This window comes from Acidobacteriota bacterium (genome assembly GCA_034211275.1).
Classification (GTDB): Bacteria; Acidobacteriota; Thermoanaerobaculia; order Multivoradales; family JAHZIX01; genus JAGQSE01.
Genome location: JAXHTF010000131.1, coordinates 1 through 19281 on the forward strand (window position 1 = coordinate 1; position 19281 = coordinate 19281).

15 protein-coding genes are annotated in these 19281 nt (G+C 66.5%); 5 read left to right on the plus strand and 10 right to left on the minus strand.

Features of this window, described 5'->3' with window-relative positions; all coding sequences use genetic code 11:
• Nucleotides 1-136 precede the first annotated feature (136 nt).
• On the plus strand, nt 137-835 hold the full coding sequence (locus SX243_17835) for an amino acid racemase (GenBank protein MDY7094837.1): 699 nt from the start codon (nt 137-139) through the stop codon (nt 833-835).
• 93 nt (nt 836-928) lie between these two features.
• The gene (locus SX243_17840) at nt 929-1495 is read left to right on the plus strand and encodes an SRPBCC domain-containing protein (GenBank protein MDY7094838.1); all 567 of its coding nucleotides are present in this window, start codon (nt 929-931) and stop codon (nt 1493-1495) included.
• Nucleotides 1496-1545: 50 nt separating this feature from the next.
• On the opposite strand, the gene garD is transcribed toward SX243_17840, so the two are convergent.
• The gene (garD, locus tag SX243_17845; GenBank protein ID MDY7094839.1) at nt 1546-3099 is read right to left on the minus strand and encodes a galactarate dehydratase; all 1554 of its coding nucleotides are present in this window, start codon (nt 3097-3099) and stop codon (nt 1546-1548) included.
• A gap of 86 nt (nt 3100-3185) precedes the next feature.
• On the opposite strand from garD, the gene SX243_17850 reads away from it, so the two are divergent.
• From SX243_17850 to SX243_17860, 3 genes are all read left to right on the plus strand, one after another.
• Nucleotides 3186-4415 carry a glycoside hydrolase family 88 protein gene (locus tag SX243_17850; protein MDY7094840.1) on the plus strand — a complete coding sequence of 410 codons (1230 nt, stop codon included), beginning with the start codon at nt 3186-3188 and terminating at the stop codon, nt 4413-4415.
• Nucleotides 4416-4482: 67 nt separating this feature from the next.
• A complete protein-coding gene (locus tag SX243_17855; GenBank protein ID MDY7094841.1) occupies nt 4483-5877 on the plus strand; it encodes a glycoside hydrolase family 28 protein in 1395 nt (464 codons plus the stop codon).
• Nucleotides 5878-5906: 29 nt separating this feature from the next.
• Nucleotides 5907-6890: an alpha/beta hydrolase gene (locus SX243_17860; GenBank protein ID MDY7094842.1), complete on the plus strand. Its 984-nt coding sequence runs from the start codon at nt 5907-5909 to the stop codon at nt 6888-6890.
• On the opposite strand, the gene SX243_17865 is transcribed toward SX243_17860, so the two are convergent.
• From SX243_17865 to SX243_17905, 9 genes are all read right to left on the minus strand, one after another.
• Nucleotides 6887-7930, minus strand: coding sequence for an alcohol dehydrogenase catalytic domain-containing protein (locus SX243_17865; GenBank protein MDY7094843.1), 1044 nt, complete (start codon nt 7928-7930; stop codon nt 6887-6889). The two genes, SX243_17860 and SX243_17865, sit on opposite strands and share 4 nt — an antisense overlap.
• On the minus strand, nt 7930-9708 hold the full coding sequence (locus tag SX243_17870) for a pectinesterase family protein (protein ID MDY7094844.1): 1779 nt from the start codon (nt 9706-9708) through the stop codon (nt 7930-7932). The genes SX243_17865 and SX243_17870 overlap by 1 nt, the downstream gene beginning before the upstream one ends.
• Nucleotides 9709-9740: 32 nt before the next feature.
• On the minus strand, nt 9741-11192 hold the full coding sequence (gene uxaC, locus SX243_17875) for a glucuronate isomerase (protein MDY7094845.1): 1452 nt from the start codon (nt 11190-11192) through the stop codon (nt 9741-9743).
• Between the two features lie 109 nt (nt 11193-11301).
• Complete coding sequence (locus SX243_17880; GenBank protein ID MDY7094846.1) at nt 11302-12402, minus strand: sugar kinase; 1101 nt, start codon at nt 12400-12402, stop codon at nt 11302-11304.
• Nucleotides 12389-13891 carry a TRAP transporter large permease gene (locus SX243_17885; protein ID MDY7094847.1) on the minus strand — a complete coding sequence of 501 codons (1503 nt, stop codon included), beginning with the start codon at nt 13889-13891 and terminating at the stop codon, nt 12389-12391. The genes SX243_17880 and SX243_17885 overlap by 14 nt, the downstream gene beginning before the upstream one ends.
• Before the next feature lie 4 nt (nt 13892-13895).
• Nucleotides 13896-14495, minus strand: a complete 600-nt coding sequence (locus SX243_17890; GenBank protein MDY7094848.1) for a TRAP transporter small permease — start codon at nt 14493-14495, stop codon at nt 13896-13898.
• Entirely contained in the window at nt 14492-15436 is a 945-nt protein-coding gene (locus SX243_17895) for a TRAP transporter substrate-binding protein (GenBank protein ID MDY7094849.1), read from the minus strand. Before SX243_17895 ends, SX243_17890 begins: the two co-directional genes overlap by 4 nt.
• A 170-nt stretch (nt 15437-15606) precedes the next feature.
• Nucleotides 15607-16743 carry a LacI family DNA-binding transcriptional regulator gene (locus SX243_17900; GenBank protein MDY7094850.1) on the minus strand — a complete coding sequence of 379 codons (1137 nt, stop codon included), beginning with the start codon at nt 16741-16743 and terminating at the stop codon, nt 15607-15609.
• A 61-nt stretch (nt 16744-16804) separates the two neighbouring features.
• Nucleotides 16805-19281: TonB-dependent receptor (locus SX243_17905; protein MDY7094851.1), on the minus strand; the 2477-nt coding region annotated here is incomplete at its 5' end.

Genomic DNA, 19281 nt, shown 5'->3' on the forward strand with positions numbered 1-19281 from the left:
GTACGGTCCACTCACCTCGGCCAGCTCTCTTCTTCTAGGCCCGAGCGCGGTGGGGACTCGGGATGCAGGGGTGCCGGGGAAGACGGCGAATGTAGCGCTCCCCCTTGGGGACGCAAAGCAGAAATAAGGACCTACCATGAAACGACTCGGACTCGTCGGGGGGCTGGGGCCCGAATCCACCATCGACTACTACCGCAAGATCATCCAAAGCTGGGTCGAGATCCAGCCGGATACGTTGCCTGCGGTGCTCATCGATAGTCTCGATGTCAATCGCGGCATTGAGCTCGTGCGGAACGATCACGATGGGCTGGTCGAATATCTTCTGGAATCGCTGCATCGTCTGAAACGCGCCGGGTGTGACCTTGCGGCGATGGCCGCGAACACTCCTCATCTTGTGTTTGATGCGCTGGCGGACCGCTCGCCTCTTCCCCTCGTCAGCATTGTGGAAGCGGCGGCGGAGAATGCTCGGGCGGAGGGGTATGGCCGGGTGGGGCTCTTGGGGACCGGGTTTACCATGGGCTCGACCTTCTACCAGAAGACTTATTCGCGGATCGGCATCGAGGTGGTCGTTCCTCCAGCCGAAGATCGAGACTGGTTGCAGGAACGCTATCTCGGAGAACTCTTGAAGGGCGTGTTTCGGGACGAGACGCGGGAGGGAGTCCAGCGCCTGATCGCAGATCTCGAGCGCGAGCAGGGGGTCGATGCAGTTCTCTTGGCGGGCACGGAGCTCCCGCTCCTGGTGAGCAGCGAGAGCGTTGCCGGCGTTCCGCTCGTCGATACGGGGGCAGTCCACATCGCGGCCATCCTCCGGCAGTTGACGGCCGTCGCCCCATGATTTGGCAGGTGCTACTCTGACCGCTGAGGTGGCCGCGGCTGCGCGGCGAGAGAATCGACCGACGGGGCGGATGGCGCCCTGGAGAGGAAAGCTATGATGATTAAGATGTTGAGGGTGTTGAGCGCGATTCTGTGTGCGGTTTTGCTGGTGCCCGCGGTTGGGGCGGCAGAGGGCGAGGGGGTGCGGAGCGAGGTCCTCAAGACCGACGCGGGGGAATTGATTCTGTTGCAGGAACTCGTGGTGGAGGCGCCGGTGGCGCGGGTCTGGGAGGCGTATACCACCGGGGCCGGCTGGCAGGCGTGGGCAGCGCCGGTGGCGGAGGTCGATCTTCGCATCGGGGGCGAGATCCGGACGCACTACGCCGCTGAAGGCAAGATTGGCGACCCGGGGACGAACGTAGTGCACATCGTGAACTACGTGCCCGAACAGATCCTCACCCTCCAGGCCGAGCTCTCGGAACGGTGGCCGGAGGTGATGAAGGAGGACGCCGGAAACCTGATGAACGTCATCGTCTTCGACGCGGAAGGGGAAGCGCGGACCCGGATTCGTTCGTACGGCGTGGGGTATCGGGACTTGCCCGCCTACGACAAGCTGATGGAGTTCTTCATTCCCGCCAACGAAGGGCTGTTGCGGAAGCTCAAAGAGTATCTGGAGAAATAGCCGCACCGGTCATGGGGCCGGCTGATGCAGCCCGCGACCTCTTTCACCCCTCAAGTCAACGGTGCCGGATTGAAGAGCACCAGATCATTGTGCAGCCGGTGCTGCTCGGCCCAGGGCTTCTGCTTGCCGCTGGCGACGTCGAGATAGTAGTGGAAGAGCTCCCAGCCGAGCTCTTCGACGGTGGCCTCGCCGGTGGCGATGCGGCCGGCGTCGACGTCGATGAGGTCGGGCCAGCGTTGGGCGAGCTCGGTGCGGGAGCTGACCTTGATCACCGGGGCCATGGCCAGACCGTAGGGAGTGCCCCGGCCGGTGGTGAAGACGTGGAGGTTCATACCGGCGGCGAGTTGGAGGGTGCCGCAGACGAAGTCGCCGGCGGGGGTGGCGCAGAAGTTTAGACCGTGAGTGCGGCGGCGCTCTCCGGGGCCAATGACGCCGCGGATCGCCGAATGGCCGGACTTGACCGTGGCACCCAGGGCCTTTTCCACGATATTCGACAGCCCGCCGGCCTTGTTGCCCGGGGACGTGTTGGCGGCGCGGTTGCTGGAGCCGCGGGCCAAGTACTGGTCGTACCAATCCATCTCGTCGATGAGGGCCTGAGCCACCTCCTCGGTCTCGGCGCGGGCGCTCAGCAGGTGCACCGCGTCGCGGACCTCGGTGACCTCCGAGAACATCACCGTCGCGCCGGCGCGCACCAGTAGATCCGAAGCAAAGCCCAGGGCCGGGTTGGCCGTGATGCCGGAGAAACCGTCGCTGCCCCCGCACTGCATGCCGAGAACCAGGGCGGAGGCGGGGCACGTCTCCCGGCGCCGCTGGTTGAGCTTGTCCAGCCGGCGTTCGGCCATGGCGAGGATCTGCTCGATCATGCCGGTGAAGCCGGTGCTCGACTCCTGCAGCCGGTAGAGCCACTTCCCCTCGTGGTCGAGATCCCGGTCGTCGTCGGCGATGATCTGCGCGGGCTGCAGCATCTCGCAGCCCAGACCCACCACCATCGCCTGACCACCGAGGTTGGGGTTGCGGGCGAGGTTGCGCACCGTGCGGATGGGGATCTGGGAGTCTTTCGAATCGAAGGCGATGCCGCAGCCGAAGGAGTGGGTCAGGGCGACGACGTCGTCGACGTGGGGGTAGCGCGGTAGGAGCTCCTCGCGGATCTTCCGGACGGCATGCTCCAGCACTCCGGTGACGCATTGCACGGTGGTGGTGATGCCCAGGATGTTGCGGGTGCCGACGCTGCCGTCGGGGTTCTTGTAGCCTTCGAAGGTATAGCCCTCCAGAGGCTCCGCCGGGGCTGGAACGGCGGTGCTGCGGGGCAGCGCGCCGAGGGCCGGTGGGGTGGGGAGGTCGAGATCCACCTCCTTCACCCAGGTTCCGGCGCCGAGGTCGCGGCGGGCGGTGCCGATGACCTGACCGTAGCGCCGCACCGCCTCCCCCTCGGCGATGGGCCGGAGGGCGATCTTGTGGCTTTGGGGAACGGCTTCCTCCGCGCGGAAGCCGTCTTCGAAGACCGAACCGGGGGAGACGCCGCCTTGGTTGATCACCACGGCGACGTTGTCGTCCTCGTGCAGGCGGAGGTAGCGGGGGTTCTCGGTGTATTGATTCAGGGGCATGGGTGGAGTGTCCGCTCAGCCGATTTCCGTGCTCATCTTCTTGCCTCCGACTGGTATAGTACGGCCCAATGCTACCGGTGGCAAGGTTGTTCGTTTGGACTGCTCTCCTGGGTTTGGGGCTGATGCTGGCTCCGATTCCCGATGCGCGAGCTGCAGACGCTGAAGATCCTCGGAACGAGAGCTCCCGGGAGAGCTCCCAGACCTGGGGCCAGCGGCTGGCGGAGAGCACCATGGCCGAGTTTCCGCAGGCCTGGAGCATGCGCAAATCCGACGGGGAGTACCGCTGGGCTTACACCCAGGGCCTGGTGACCCTCGGCATGTACCGGCTCTACCAGAAGCACGGGAGCCCCGAGTACTACCGGTACATGAAGGAGTATGTCGACCACTACGTCGAGGCCGACGGCAGCATCCGCACGCTGGCCCTGGACGAGTACAACATTGACTCCATCAACTCCGGCAAGCTGCTCTTCCCGCTCCTGGAGGAATCCGGCGACGAGCGTTACCGGGGCGCCATCGAGGGGCTGCGGCGGCAGCTCGAGTGGCAGCCGCGCACCCACAACGGGGTCTTCTGGCACAAGCGCAAATATCCGTGGCAGGTCTGGCTCGACGGGCTCTACATGGGGGCGCCGTTCTACGCCGAGTACGCGGCGCGGTTTGATCAGCCGGGAGCTTTCGACGATCTTCTCAGCCAGTTCCAGGAGAGCTATTCGAAGCTGCGGGATCCGAAGACGGGCCTGCTCTTCCACGGCTGGGATGAGAGCCGCGTGCAGCGCTGGTCGGATCCGGAGACAGGGCGCTCGCCGGGTTTCTGGACCCGCTCCCTCGGTTGGTATTCCATGTCGCTGGTGGATACCTACGAGCACTTCCCTCCGGATCACGGAGGCCGAGAGCAGCTAGCGGGCATGCTCGATGATTTGAGCCAGGCGCTGCTGGCGGTGCAGGACGAGCGCAGCAAGATCTGGTGGCAGGTGCCCGACCAGGGAGGCCGGGAGGGCAACTTCCTGGAGGCCTCCGGCTCGGCGATGATCGCCTACGCCTGGGCCAAGGGCGCGCGCCTGGGCATGCTCGACTCGCGCTATCGGGAGCTGGCGCAGGAGAGCTTCTTCGGCCTGGTCGACGAGCTGGTGGATTGGGATCCCCGGGGTGGCCCCAAGGAGACCGGGCGAATGCAGATCCGCAACGTGTGCCGCAGCGCCGGCCTCGGCGGCGATCCCTACCGCGACGGTACCTACGACTATTACGTGTCCACCGACGTGGTGATCAGCGATGCCCATGGCGTCGGTGCGTTCCTGTTGGCGAGCGCGGAAATCGAGTGATTCGACCCGAGGACCGAGAATCCTTCTCGTGACTCGAAGATGCAGATCTCCGAGGAGGAGGAAAGTGATGAGGAAGCACCCCAAAGCAGCTGCCGGCCTGGCAGCGACCCTCGTGGCGATCTGGCTGGGTCTTCCCGCCTGGGGCGAGACTCCGCCGGCGGGCGCTGCGGATCCTTGGCAGCGCCTTCCCGCCATTCTCGCCGCCATCGAAGCGCCGACCTTTCCGGACCGGGACGTCTCGATCCTCGACTTCGGCGCCGTCGGTGACGGGGAGAGCGATGCCACGGCCGCGATTCGTGAGGCCATTGCAGCCTGTTCCAAGGCCGGCGGTGGCCGGGTGGTGGTTCCGGCGGGGGACTATCTCACCGGGCCGATCCACCTCCAATCCAACGTCGAGCTGCATCTGGAAGAAGGAGCCACGCTGCGCTTCAGCCAGGATCCCAACGACTATCTGCCGCTGGTGCTGAGCCGCTGGGAAGGGGTCGAGTTGATGAACTACTCGCCCCTCGTCTACGCCTTCGAGGAGACGAATATCGCGGTCACCGGCGCGGGCACCCTCGACGGTCAGGCCGGGCCGGAGCATTGGTGGCCATGGAAGGCCGACGACCACCCACAAAGCCAGAGGCCCGATCGCGACCAGCTCTTCGCCCAGGCCGAAGCCGGCGTGCCGGTGAGCGAGCGGGTCTACGGCGCCGGCCACTACCTGCGCCCTTCCTTCCTCCAGCCTTATCGCAGCAAGAACGTCCTGATCGAGGGCATCACGATCCGCAACGCCCCCATGTGGGTGATCCACCCGGTGCTTTCTCAAAACGTCATCGTGAGGGACGTGACGATCATCTCCCACGGCCCCAACAACGACGGCTGCAACCCGGAGTCTTCCAGCGACGTGCTGATCGAGGATTCCTTCTTCGACACCGGGGACGATTGCATCGCCATCAAGTCCGGCCGCAACGCCGACGGCCGGCGGCTCGATACGCCGTCGGAGCGCATCGTGGTCCGCGGATGCCAGATGCGCGCCGGCCACGGAGGAGTGACCATCGGCAGCGAGGTGAGCGGCAGCGTGCGGGACGTCTTCGTCGAGCAAACCCACATGAGCAGCCCGGAGCTGGACCGCGGCATCCGTATCAAGACCAACGCCGTGCGCGGAGGCGTGATCGAGAATGTCTTCGTGCGCGACGTGGAGATCGGCGAGACCGGCGCCGCCATCCACATCGACATGCAATATGAGGAAGGCGCCGACGGTCCGTTCCGGCCGGTGGTGCGCAACCTCCTGATCGAGCGGCTGACCGTCGATCGGGCCGAGCACGCCTTCTTCGTGCGCGGTCTCGACGTCGCCCCGGTGCGCGGGCTGGAAGTCCGGGACAGCGTCTTCCGTGCGGTGGGCAGCGCCAGCGTTCTCGACCATCTCGAGGATCTGGTACTGCGCGACGTGGTGATCCAGCCGGCGGAAGAGTCGCCGTAGGCAGCCGGATGCGGTTCTCGAACCGAAGAGTGCTTCGAGCCGCTGTTGGGAGCTTCCTGGCTCTCCTGGCAAGCCACGGCCTGGCGGCGGCCCCTGCGCCACCGGCCGCCGTGCCCCTCGTGGGCGAGGAGATCCTCCTCTGGCCCGGGGACGCGCCGGGCTCGGAAGGTCTATCGCTGCAGGAAAGGCTCACCGAGCGCAGCGAGGACCCGGCCCTTCACGACCGCATCTTTACCCGAATCCTCCGCCCTTCCCTCCGGGTCTACCGGCCGGCGGTGGCCAACGGCGCGGCGGTGGCCAACGGCGCGGCGGTGGTCGTCGCTCCCGGGGGTGCCTACCAGCGGGTGGTCATGGACAAGGAGGGGTTGGACATCGCCCAATGGCTCAACGGCCTCGGGGTGACCGTCTTCGTGCTCAAGTACCGGCTACCCGGTGAGGGCCACCGCGCCCCGGTCCACGTTCCCCTGCAAGACGCCCAGCGCGCCCTGCGCCTGTTGCGCCACCGGGCGGAGCTGCTGGGTATCGACCCCCAGCGCATCGGCATTCTCGGATTCTCCGCCGGCGGCCACCTCGCCGGCTCCCTCGCGGCCCACCATGACGCCACCGTCTACCCGCCGGCTCATGGGGAGAGCATCGAGAGCGCCCGACCGGATTTCGTGATCCTCATCTACCCCGTGGTGGCGGAAGACTTTCTCAGTCCGCAGGTTCTGGAGACCTATCCCGGCCTCCGCCAGGTGGTGAGCCAATATCCCCTCGACGCCGGCGTGTCGAAGGATTGGCCCCCAACCTTTCTCCTCCAGACCGCCGACGACCCGGCGGTGAAGGCCGCAGGAGCCCTCCGCCTCTACCAATCCCTCCAGACCGCCGGCGTGCCGTCGGAGCTCCACGTCTTCCAGACCGGCGGCCACGGCTTCGGGATCCGCAACGCCAAGGGTCCCGTAGCCCGCTGGTCGGAGCTGTGTGGGGAGTGGCTGCGGGGGTTGGGGGTGCTCGCCGCCGGGGAAGGCCCTTAGAGCTCCAGAACGATTTTGATCGTCTGCGGCTCCTCCGCCTCGACCTGGGCAAAGGCCCGGGTGATGTCCTCGAGGGGACGAACTTCGGTGATCAGCAGCTCCGGATGCAGCAGGCCGCGGCTCATCATTTGGAGGGCGCGGGGGAACTCGCCGCGGGTGACTCGGGAGGCGATGATGCTGGCCTCTTTGAGCACCAGGGTCTTGAAGTGGACCGGTGAGAGTTGCTCGCCGAGCCCGGTGGTGACCACCCGGCCGCCGCTGCGGATCATGCGGACGGCCTGGGCCAGGGGTGCCTCCTGGCCCTCGGGCAGCTCGTAGTGGCCCACCGCTTCGATGACGCAATCGACGCCGACGCCCTCGGTGAGCTCCAGGATCCGCTCCACCGGGTCTTCCTCCCGGATGTCCAGGGCGACGTCGGCGCCGAGCTGGCGGGCGGTTTCGAGGCGGAAGGGTTGGAGGTCGGTGACCAAGGTCAGCCCGGGGCTGGCGCTGTGGCAGAGGACGTCGAGAATCGACAGGCCGAGCTTGCCGGCGCCGAGGATGGCCACGGTTTCGCCGGGCTGGACCTCGCCGCGCTGAAGGATGTGGTGGCCCAGGGCGTACATCTCCACCATCGGCGAGTGGGTCATGGGCACCGAATCCGGCAGCCGGTAGACGTGGCTGGCCGGCGCCGCGACGTACTCGCCGTAGCCACCAGCGAGATCGATCCCCAGGAGCTTGAGGGTGCGGCAGGCGTTGATCTGGCCGCTGCGGCAGGCGGTGCAGTGGTGGCAGGAGATCACCGGATCCGCCGTCACGCGGTCGCCGACGGCGAAGCCGCGAACCTCCGAGCCAACCTCGGCCACCACCCCGCCGAGCTCATGCCCCTGGATCACCGGATAGTCGACCCGGGCTTCGAACTCCCCCAGGTAGATGTGGAGGTCGGTGCCGCAGATGCCGGCGGCCTTCGACTGCACCAGGATCTCGTCGGGTTGGATCGTGGGAGTGGGAATCTCGCCGACCCGAATGTCCCGAGCGCCGTAGAGGATGCCCGCTTTCATCAGCGGTCCTCCTGCGGGGGGATGGAGAGCTGCAGATACTTCGCCAGCGGGAGCTGCAGCCGGGCGATCTCGCGGGCTGCCAGTTCGGCGACCCGGCGCGCGCCGAGCTCGGAGAAGTGGGTGTCGTCGTGGAGCCCCTCGGGCAACAGGGGATGCTCACCGGGCTCGAAGTGGAGGTAGAGCGATTGGGAGCCCTCGGGCCCCGCGTTCTCTACCAGGGCACGGGTCGCGTCCTCCAGCTCGAGCAGTGGGACGCCTTCTTCCCGGGCCACCTCGCGCACCACCCGAGGGTAGTCGCTGTGGGTGTCGTAGAACTTGCCCGAGTCGTCGAACCGGCGCCGCACCACCGGGGTGGCGAGGATGGGATGGGCGCCGCGGGATCGGGTCTCGCGGACGAATCGCTGGAGGTTGGTGCGGTACTCGCCGTCGGGTTCGGTGAAGCGGGTCGGGTCCTGGGACTTCTGGTCGTTGTGGCCGAATTGGAGGATCACCCAATCTCCCGGGGAGAGGGCTTCGAGCACCCCGTCCCAGCGTCCCTCGTCGCGGAAGGATTTGGTGCTGCGGCCGTTGACGGCGTGGTTCTCCAGCCTCAGCGGTGGGCGAATCAGCTGGCGAAAGAGCTGGCCCCAGCCGCGCTCGGGGAGCGTCAGGTCGGGTTTGTCGGCGAGGGTTGAGTCACCGATGAGAAAGACTGTCGGGGCGCCAGAGGCTGCCTGCGGGGTCGCTACGACCGTGGGAGGGTCGAAGGGGACCGGCTGGGTCTGGCTCGGGTCCCAGTCTCCGAAGACCGTGGCCGGGGTGATCCAGCGGGCTTCCTTGGGCGTCAGCTCCCGCGCCCAGGGGACGCGCCGGGAGCGGTCCGCGCCGGGGCCGGTGTTGCCGTATTCGAGATAGCGGCTGGTGGCCTCCCGCCAGGGCTTGTCCCAGTTGTGCCAGCCCTCGGGGTGGATTCCTGCGCCCAGCTCCGAGCGTAGAAAGAGGGTGGCGGCGTGATCGCGCCACGGCCGGCCGAGGTAGGTCAGCTCGCCCTCGGCCACCCGCACCCGGCAGCGGTGGAAAACGAAGCCGTAGGCAGACTCCGGAGGGGTGGCGGTGGCGGTGAGGTAGCTGCCGGCCAGGGCGTGGAGGTCGCAGTTCTCGAACCAGGCGGTGGCGCCGCCGAAGAGGAAGTCCGTCGTGCCCTCGATGCGGCAGTCTTCGAAGTAGTGTCGGCCCCGGTTGAGGAAGATCGTGTCCTGGTGACCGAGGAAGCGGCTGTTGCGAAAGATCACTCGGTCGCCGTGGACGGCCACCGCCAGCGCTTGCCCCACCGGTCCGGCGTCGTTTTGGATGGTCAAGTTCTCGACGGTGAAGTCGTCGGCGTCGAGGTAGAGGGTGGGGGTCCGGAAGGTGCCGATCTGGAGGCCGTCGGGTCCCGTGATGTTGGCGTGGAGCCCGTAGACGAGGACGGTGTTCTCGGGGTCCTCACCCACCAGGCGAACGTAGCGCTTCTCCCGCTGGACGTAGACCCGCTCCCGGTAGACACCTTGGCGCACGTAGATGGTGGCGGGCTCCTGGGGAGAGCCCATGCCGATCTTGGCCACGGCCCCCTGGATGGTGGTGAAGTCACCGCTGCCGTCCTGGGCGACCACGGCGGTGAGGAATTTGGCGTCGGTCTGGGCCTGCGCTGGGTGAGGCAGGAGGAGGGCTGCGAAGAACGCTAGGCCGACGGCGATCAGGGCGCAAGAGGCTTGCCCGGCGGCGTTCGAGAAGAGCGTCTTCCCGGGAAGCTTCGCCACGCCGGCCTCCTCTCGCAACACCGCCGCCCTCCTCAGGGCGTGACCACGGCTGACGCGCCGCCGGGGCTCTCCACGGAATGCTCCGGCAGGTCGAATCCGAAGTAGCTCGCCGCGTTGCGGAAGCAGACGTCCCGCACCAGGTCGCCCACCAGATCGAAGTCCCGGGGCAGCAGCCCGGCGGCCATGTCGGCGCCGAGGAGGTTGCACAGGATGCGGCGGAAGTATTCGTGGCGGGTGAACGACAGGAAGGAACGGCTGTCGGCGACCATGCCGACGAAGCGGCGCAGGGAGCCGATCTGAGAGATGGCTTCGAGCTGACGCTCCATGCCGTCCTTTTGATCCAGGAACCACCAGGCGGCGCCGAGCTGCATCTTGCCCGCCATGGAGCCGTCCTCGAAGCTGGCGAGCATGGAAGCGAGCATCTCGTTGTCCCGCGGGTTGACGTTGTAGAGGATGGTCCGGGGCAGGTTGCCGGCGGAGCTCAGGGCGTCCAGGAGGCGGGCCAGGGGCTCGGCGTAGAGCCGGTCCCCCATGGAGTCGTATCCGCAGTCAGGACCCAGCCGCTCGAACATGGCACGGTTGAGGTTGCGGATGGCGCCGATGTGGAGCTGCATGGTCCAGCCCTTCTCGCGGTACATCCGCCCGAGCTCCAGCAGCAGCGCCGTCGTCAGCTGATCGCGCTCGGTGGAGGAGAGCGATTCTCCGGACCGCAAGCGGCCGAAGAGGCCTTGAATCTCCTGGGCCGAGGCCGGCGAGAACACGCAGGTGGCGAGGGCGTGGTCGGAGAGCCGGCAGCCCGCCTGGTGGAAGACTTCGATGCGCGAGGCGAGGGCGTCGAGGAGGTCGTTGTAGCTGGTGATCTCCACGTCCGCGACGGCGGCCAGCTGATCCAGATATTCGTTCCACGCTTGGGGGGTCGCCAGCGCCAGGATGCGATCCGGCCGCCAGGCGGGGAGCAGGAGGGGGGCGAAGCTCTCATCCTCGGCCACCGTCCGGTGGTGCTCGAGGGAATCGACGGGATCGTCGGTGGTGCACAGGGCCAGGACGTTGCTGTTCTCCATCAGGGAGCGGGTGGAGAGGCCGCTTTGGAAGACCGCCCGGGTGCGCTCCCAGACCTCGTCGGCGGTCTCGGGGCTGAGCAGTAGATCGTCGATCCCGAAGTAGCGGGCGAGCTCCAGGTGGCACCAATGGTAGAGAGGATTGCGCAGCAGATAAGGCACGACGCCGGCGAAGGCGTCGAATTTCTGCCGGTCCGTGGCGTCGCCGGTGCAGAAGCGCTCCGGGATGCCGTTGGCGCGCATCTGGCGCCATTTGTAATGGTCGCCGTTGAGCCAGACCTGGCTGATGTTCTCCCAGCTGAGATTGGCAGCGATGTCCGCCGGCGGCAGATGAGTGTGGAAGTCGATGATCGGCAGCTCGGCCGCGTAGTCGAAGTAGAGCCGCGCGGCCTCGTCGCTTTGCAGCAGGAAGCGTTCGTGGATCAAACCGCTCCTTGAACCGTCTTGCACTAGGTAACCCCTTCCGCTCTGCATCGTTTCGCCGTGGTCAGTGCTTTCGCCCGGCGCCCGGCGCCGTTCTCCTCTTCGAGGACCCTCACCGGTCGACCCGGGCACCGCCGCCGCGGACGACCTTCTCCACCTCGGCCAGCGAGGCCATGGTGGTATCCCCCGCGGTGGTCATCGCCAGGGCGCCGTGGGCCGCACCGTATTCCACCGCTTGGGCCGCGTCCTCGAGTTCCATGAGTCCGTAGATGAAGCCGGAAGCAAAGCTATCACCGCCCCCCACCCGGTCGAGGATCTCCAGGTCGGGCCGGTGGGTGGCGGTGTGGAACTCACCGTCGTACCAGCAGATGGCTCCCCAATCGTTGACCGTCGCGGTCTTGACGCCGCGGAGGGTCGCCGCCACCGCCTTGACGTTGGGGTAGGTAGCCACCGCGGTGCGGATCATATTCTTGAAGCCGCTCACCTCCAGCTCCACCAGGTTGTCGTCGACGCCCTCCACCTCGAGTCCCAAGCAGGCGGTGAAATCCTCCTCGTTGCCGAGGATGACGTCGAGGGAGGGAGCGATGGCCCGGTTGACCTCGCGGCAGCGGTCGAGACCGCCGTAGGCACCCCACAGGGAGGGGCGGTAGTTGAGGTCGTAGGAGACCACCGTGCCATGCTTTTTGGCGATCTTCGCCGCTTCCAGGACCACGTCGCCGGTGGTGTCCGAGAGGGCCGCGAAGATGCCGCCGGTGTGGAACCAGCGGACCCCGAGATCGCCGAAGATGTGTTCCCAGTCGATATCTCCCACCCGCAGCTGGGAGGCGGCGGTGTGACCGCGGTCGGAGCAGCCGACGGCGCCCCGCAGGCCGAACCCCCGCTCGGTGAAGTTCAAGCCGTTGCGCACCGCCCGGCCCATGCCGTCGGACGGCACCCAGCGGATAAGGGAAGGGTCGACGCCCCCCTGCAGCACCAGATCTTCGAGCAGCAGGCCCAGCTCGTTGCCCACCGCGGCGGTCACCACCGCCGCCCGCTGGCCGAAGCACCGGCGCAGGCCGCGGGCCACGTTGTACTCTCCGCCCCCCTCCCAGACCCGGAAGTGGCGGGTGGTGCGGATCCTGCCCTCGCCGGGATCGAAGCGCAGCATGATCTCGCCCAGGGAGAGTATGTCGTAGCGGCACGACTCCTTCGGTTTCAGCTCAAGGCCGGCCATCGGTGCCTCCTTCCTCGGGCAGGGTGTCGTCTTCGGGCTGGGTGGCATCTACCGGCATGGCGTTGTCTCCGGGCGCTGCGGGGTTCTCGGATTGGGGATCGTCTTGGGGCCGAGGAGGTTCCGCGGTTGGGGAACCCTCCTCCAAGACGGCCTCAGGACTGCTCCGCATGAAATGGGATTGCTCCACCTCGGTCTGCTTGAGCTGCTTGGTCTGCACCGGCAGCCACAGCGAGAGCGAGGGGAGATAGGTGATCAAGAGCAGGGCAAGGATCATCGCTGCGAGAAACGGCAACATGGGGCGCGACACCTTGGCGATGGTGGTCTTGCCCACACCGCAGCCGATGAACAAGCAGGTGCCTACCGGCGGCGTGCACAGGCCGATGCACAGGTTGGCGATGAGCATCACCCCGAAGTGCACCTCGTGCATGCCCAGGGATTGGGCTACCGGCAGGAAGATCGGCGTGAAGATCAACACCGCCGGGGTCATGTCCATGAAGGTGCCCACCGCCAGCAGCAGGAAGTTGATGGTGAGGAGGATCACGATGGGGTTGTGGGAGAGCCCCAGGAGCGCCGCGCTCACCGACTGCGGGATGTTGGCGATGGTCATGATCCAGCTCATGCCGGTGCAGGCGCCGATGAGCAACATCACGATGGCGGTGGTGATGCTCGCTTCCAGCAGAATCCCGCGCAGCTGGCGCAGGCGGATCTCGCGGTAGAGCCCCACCGTCAGCAGGAAGGAGTAGACCACCGCGATGGCCGCCGCCTCGGTGGCGGTGAAGATGCCCAGCAGAATGCCGCCGATGACGATCACCACCATGAACAGGCTGAGGAAGGAGCGCTTGAAGGCGAGGAGGATCTCTTTGACCGAGGAACGCGCTTCCGTCGGGTGACCGTGGCGGAAGGCCGCGTAGCCGCAGACGAACATGATGAACAGCCCGGTGAGGATGCCCGGGAGGACGCCGGCCATGAACATGGCGGCGATGGACACGCTGCCGGCGGCCACCGAGTAGACGATCATGATGTTGCTGGGCGGGATCATCAGGCCGGTGGTGGCGGCGGTGGTGGTCAGCGCGACGTTGAACTCGCGGTTGTAGCCCTTGCGGTTCATCTCCGGGATCATGAACCCGCCCACCGACGACACCGCGGCGGTGGCGGAGCCGGAGATCGACCCGAAGAGCATGCAGGTCAAGGTGTTGACATAGGCCAAGCCCCCCGGCAGGAAGCCGACGAGAGCTCCCGCCAGGTCCATCAGCCGCCGGGCCATGCCGCCGCGGCCCATGAGGTAGCCGGAAAGAACGAAGAAGGGGATGGCCAGCAGGGCGAAGCTGTTGACGCCGTTGGCCATGCGCTGCGCCAGCATCACCGAGGGGTCGGCCCCCTCCGCCAGCATGGCGACGAAGCTGGCCACCGCGATGGCCACCGCGATGGGCACCTCCAGCAAGAGCAGGATGACGAAGACGAGGACTAGTAGCAGGGCGACGGCTCCCACCGGGCTATTCCTCCGCTCGCGGATCGGTGGTGGGTCGGGCTTCCACTGCTGGGGCCTTGCTTGCTGGGGCTGAGCCCGCTGGATCCGCCGAGCCACCGGTGAGGGTCTCGATCAGGTTCTCCACCGTGAAGAGCGCCACGAACAGGCCGGAGATCGGTAGGGCGAGGTAGACGTGGCCCATCTTCCAGCCGAGGGCCGGAGTGGTCTGTTCCAGTACCAGGGCCTCGCTCACCACCCGGGCTCCGCCGTGGAGGAGCACTTCCAGGGCGAAGAAGAGAACCACGCCGTGGGCGACCACCGCTGTCCATCGGCGGGCCGCCGGGTGCAAGCGGTTGACGAAGTAGTCGACCCCCAGGTGGGCCTTGGTGCCGAAGGCCACCGCCGCTCCCAGGAGGGTCACCCAGATGAGCAGAAAGCGGGCGAGCTCCTCCGACCACTTCGCCTGTTGTCCCAAGGCGTAGCGGGTGAAGACTCCCCACACCACGTCGACCACCAGCAGGGCCATGGTGGCCACCAGGAACCATTCGAGACCCTTGGTCAAGCCGTTCCGGAGGCGCCGGTGGGCCGGAATGGGTCGATCTTCCTCTGAAGGTTGGGGGCTCACCGGGTCTCCTGGATCTGCCGCATCAGCGAGCGCACCGGCTCTTCAACTTCTTCGAGCATCGGCTCGACCCGAGCGGCAAACGCCTCCAGGTCGACGTCGTAGACCGTCACCCCCTGGACCTTGGCGACCTCCAGAGACCGGATCGTCTCCCGGGCCCACAACTGGCGCTGGAACTCCGAAGAGTCGTCCGCCGCCTGCTGCAGCCACGCCCGGGCCTGGGGCGGCAGGCGATCCCAGGTCTTGGTGCCGACCAGCAGGATGTCGGGAATCCGGGTGTGCCCGTCGAGGGTGAAGTGCTTGCACACCTCGTAGTGTTTGTTCGAGGTGAAGCTGGGAGGATTGTTCTCCGCGCCGTCCACCGTGCCCTGGGCCAGGGCGGAGTAGAGCTCGCCCCAGGCTATGGGGGTGGGGGCGCCGCCCATGGCCTTGACCATCTCGATGGCGGTGGCGCTGTTCATCACCCGGATCTTCAATCCCTCGAGATCCTGCGGCGTGCGGATGGGCTTCGAGCGGGTGTAGAAATTGCGCGAGCCGGAGTCGTAGTAGCACAGGCCGCGCAGCAGCTTGTCCTCTCCCTTCTCCAGCAGCTTCTCGCCGATGGGGCTTTCCAGAACCTGCCAATAGTGCTCGCTGTCACGGAACAGGAAGGGGAGGCCGAAGACCGCCATCTCCGGCACGAAGTTCTCCATGATCGCGGCGGAGACTTTGGTCATGTCCAGCGAGCCGTTCTGCACCTGCTCGAGGGATTGGACCTCGGATCCGAGCACCGCGCTGGGGTAGATGTCGAGGCTCATGGTGCCGCCGGACAGCTCGTCCAGGCGCTCGGCCATGTGCTCCATGGCGACGTGCACCGGGTGCCCCGTATCGAGAGCGTGGCCGAGCTTCAGGACGATCCGCTGCTGGCCGGCCTGGCCGGCCTGGCCGCTGCCGTCCAGCGCCATCTCGCGCTCCGCCGTCTTCTGCCAGCGCAGGAAGATTCCGAAGCCGATGGCCGCCACCAGCACACCGAGGACCAGACCGGTGAGGAAGAACGACAGCGAGCGGCCGCTGTGCTCCTCGTCCTTGGGCCCGCCGCGGACGGACTCTTCTGCGGGAACCTCGTGGTGATCCATCAGGCTCCCCTGCGCCGGGATCCGGCGGCTGACTTTTTGCTTGCTTCGGGCCTTTCCGCCTGGCCCGAAGAGCGGATGGGCCGGGTGGAATCTCGGACGACCAATTCGGGCTCGAGGAAGATCCCCATGCGGGCCTCGTCGTCCCGGCCGTCGATGGATGCGATGAGCTTCTTCGTGGCCAGGCGCGCCATCTCTCGTACGGGACGGCGAATGGTGGTGAGGGCCGGCCGGATTCTGGTCGCCAGAGCACTGTCGTCGAAGCCCGCCACCGAGACATCCTCCGGCACCTTCAGCCCCAGGCCCTGGGCGGCGTAGATCACTCCCGCCGCCATCTCGTCATTGCTGGCGAAGATGGCGGTGGGGGCCTCGGCCATCTGGAGCAGCGTCCGGCCGCATTCCCGGCCCGATTCGAAGGTGTAGTCGCCGCGCTGGATCATCTCCTCGCAGGGAGTGCAGCCGTGCTTGACCAGCGCTTCGCAGAAGCCTTCGAGGCGCTCCCGCGTCGACTTCATCCCTTCGGGGCCGGCGACATAGCCGATCCTTCGATGCCCCAGCTCCACCAGGTATTCGGCCATGGCGGCGACGGCGGAGCGCTCGTTGGAGACCACCACGTGCTCGGCGGTGTCGAGAGCGATGGACGCCAGCCGCACGTAACGCACGTCATCGTTGCCCAGGGCGCCGGCGAGGTCGTTGTCCTCGGAGACGGGGGGCAGCACGATGACGCCGTCCAGCTTCGAGCGGTCGACGAAGGCGATGGCCTCGCGGGTCAGCGTCTCGCTATTTCTGTCGCAGGGGTGGACCACCAGCTCGTAGCCGACCTCGCGGCAGACGCTGAGGACGCCGCGCTGCACCTCGTCGATGTACAGAGCGTCCGGGTTGTCGTAGATCAGGCCGAGGAAATACGAGCGCCGGGCCGCCAGGCCCCGGGCCTGCACATTGGGCTTGAACCCCAGGTCGTCGATGATTTTCTGCACCTTCTCGCGGGTCGCCTTCTTCACCTTGGAAGAATTGTTGAGGACGCGGGAGACGGTCCGTTTCGAGACCCCCGACAATCGAGCGATATCGCTGATGGTCGTGGCTGACCTCTTGCTCAGGTGTTTCATGTCGTCTAGGCCCCGGCTTCCTGACGGTCCCATGAGGCGCCCCGCAGCCCGTTGCCTGATAGAAGGCCGCGGGCCGCGGGATGCCGCGGGGGAATTAGTAGGTGTAGCGCAATCCGAGGAAGAATTGCCGGCCGGAGTAATTGATCTCGCGGATCAAATTCATCGTTCCATTGCCGGTGGTGTACAACCGTTCCTCCTCGTCGGTGAGATTGATGCCTTCCAGCGTCAGCGAGAACCGCTTGTTGAGGTGCCAGAAGGCGCTCATGTCCCAGCGTACCGGACCCGTGGTGGCATGGGAGATATTGCCGTTGCTTCCCGTGTTGTCGGTGATGTAATCGTCCCGATCATTCACCGAAACGCGGGCGCCCCAGACCGGCACCTCATAGTAGAGGGTCGCGTTCCAAGAGTTCTTGGACAGCCCCTGCAGCGGCACCGTCACATCCTGGCCGCTGCGGGTCACCATCGTCTCGGCGTCTACATACGAGTAGTTGCCGACGAAACCAAAGTTACCCCAGAAGCCGGGAAGGGCCTTGAAGGCCTGCTGATAGGCGATCTCGAAGCCTTCCAGCTTGGTGCCGTCGGTGTTGGCGGAGGTGCTGTAGGTCCAGATCAGGTCCGGGTTCAGCAGCTCCGGCTGGCTCGGGTAGACGGCGGCCACCGCAGCGCGGTCCTCGGGGCGCAGGGGCTCCTCCGTCGACGGGCTCGAGATGAAGCTGTCGATGTCCTTGTAGAAGAGGGAGAAGCCCAAGACGGCCTGCTCTGCGAAATACCATTCCAAACCGAGGTCTAGATTATCCGACACCAAGGGTTCGAGCTGCGAGTTGCCGCCGCTGACGGTGAAATTCACGTCGGAATAGGACTTGGTGGGCGCCAGCGACGAAAGCGAGGCGCGGGTCATGGTGCGGCTGACGCCGGCCCGCAGGACCAGATCCTCGGTGAGGTCGTAGGCGAGGTTGATGGCCGGCAGGAAGTTGTCGTAGGAGTTGGTCTCCGTATTGGGGATGGTTTCGGTGAGGAAGCCGGTAGCCTCGGTCTCGGTCTTCACCCAGCGAGCGCCGGCGTTGAAGCGCAGCCCGCGTCCGCCCACCAGGGTCACCAAGTTGTACTCACCGTAGCCGCCCATGGTCTCTTCCGTCACCACCCAGGTGGCGGTTCCCGGACCGCGGAACGGCTGGAAGTCTCCGAACCCGAAGGCGTCCTTGGCGCGATCGAAGTTGAGCACCAGGAAGTCGAGCTGCGTGGCGCTGCCGTAGCCGCCGACGTCGATGAAGCTGAAGACGTCGCTGATGGAGGCGAGGGGGACCCCCGGAGGGCTCGCCGCCTGCCGGAACTGTTGGCTGTCCACTTCGCGGTCGTTGTAGATCGCGCCGAACTTGACGCTGTGACCGACTCCGAAGAACCAATCGAGGTCCAAGCGCACGGTGTCGTTGGTCCGGTCGACGAGGTTCTTCTCCAGCCGCTCGTTGTCCAAGAGCTGGAAGTTGTTGGGGTCGGTGGTGTCGAGGGTGTAGTTGATCGCCGCCACGTCCGGATTGCCGGTGAAGTCGTAGGAGAAGCCGATATTCGGGTCCAGAGTCTCGATATTGGCGCGGAAGAGCAGATCCTCGTACTCGGAGGTGGCGTGGCCGATCATGCCGCGGAGGATCAGATTGTCGTTGATGTCGTATTTGAAGTCCGCGGTCAGCTGGTTGAAGGTGGTGGTGTCGTCCGCCTGCCGGCTTTCCGTGCGCAGGGCGACGCCTTCGAAGGTGCCGGCGACGGCGAACTGGCCGGTGCCGTCCTGGGCCACGGTGACGTCGGTGGGGGTGATGTTCGGATAGCCCCAGGGACCGCTACGGCGGAACTGACCGAAGGAGTTGTAGCTGTTGGTCTGGGAGTCGAACTTCGAGTACACCAGGTTGAGCCCGATATCCAGGTCGTCGTTGGGCCGGAACTGGAGGGTGCTGGCGAAGCCCAAGCGCTCCTGGTCGTGGCGGAAGCTATCCTGCCGCGGCAGGCGCGGGAACCAAGTGTTGCTGAGCTCCTCGTCGCTGAGGCTCGTCTCGTTGCCGGCGAAGGGCCGGTCGGGCTGGGCCCAGCGGACGGTACCGAAGCCGTCCTGAAACGAGTTGCGCCCCATCTGGGCGGCGGAGAGGATGAAGCCCACGGTGCGGGCCTTGTTGGCGGTGCCGATGGTGGCCGTCAGGCGCGGGTCGGTCTCTTCGGAGAGATCGTTGTAGCCCCCCTGCACCAGGGCCGAGGCCCGCAGTCCGGGATGGTCGAGAGGACGCGCGGTGTACATTTCGACGGTGCCGGCGACGCCGCCCTCTTCGATGGAGGCCACGATGGACTTGTTGATGTCGATGCGCGAGAAGAGCTCGGCGGGGAAGACGTTGAAGTCGAAGCCGCGGCCGCGGTTGACGCCGCCGGAGCTGTCGAGACCACCGGTGGAGGCGGGTACCTCCATGCCGTTGAGGGTGACCCGGGTGAAGGGGTGGCCCTGACCCTGTGGCTGGTGGTCCGCCGCCGCGACGCCCTGGCCCGCGTCCCGGCCCACCTGCCCCGCCTGGCCGGGATCGGGTTCACCAGCTT

What these genes read in the sequence shown, in the direction of transcription:
- SX243_17835 (MDY7094837.1), top strand. Translation starts at nt 137, where the DNA reads ATGAAACGACTCGGACTCGTCGGGGGGCTGGGGCCCGAATCCACCATC.
- SX243_17840 (MDY7094838.1), top strand. Translation starts at nt 929, where the DNA reads ATGATGATTAAGATGTTGAGGGTGTTGAGCGCGATTCTGTGTGCGGTT.
- garD (MDY7094839.1), bottom strand. Translation starts at nt 3,099, where the DNA reads ATGCCCCTGAATCAATACACCGAGAACCCCCGCTACCTCCGCCTGCAC.
- SX243_17855 (MDY7094841.1), top strand. Translation starts at nt 4,483, where the DNA reads ATGAGGAAGCACCCCAAAGCAGCTGCCGGCCTGGCAGCGACCCTCGTG.
- SX243_17865 (MDY7094843.1), bottom strand. Translation starts at nt 7,930, where the DNA reads ATGAAAGCGGGCATCCTCTACGGCGCTCGGGACATTCGGGTCGGCGAG.
- SX243_17880 (MDY7094846.1), bottom strand. Translation starts at nt 12,402, where the DNA reads ATGGCCGGCCTTGAGCTGAAACCGAAGGAGTCGTGCCGCTACGACATA.
- SX243_17895 (MDY7094849.1), bottom strand. Translation starts at nt 15,436, where the DNA reads ATGGCGCTGGACGGCAGCGGCCAGGCCGGCCAGGCCGGCCAGCAGCGG.
- SX243_17900 (MDY7094850.1), bottom strand. Translation starts at nt 16,743, where the DNA reads ATGGGACCGTCAGGAAGCCGGGGCCTAGACGACATGAAACACCTGAGC.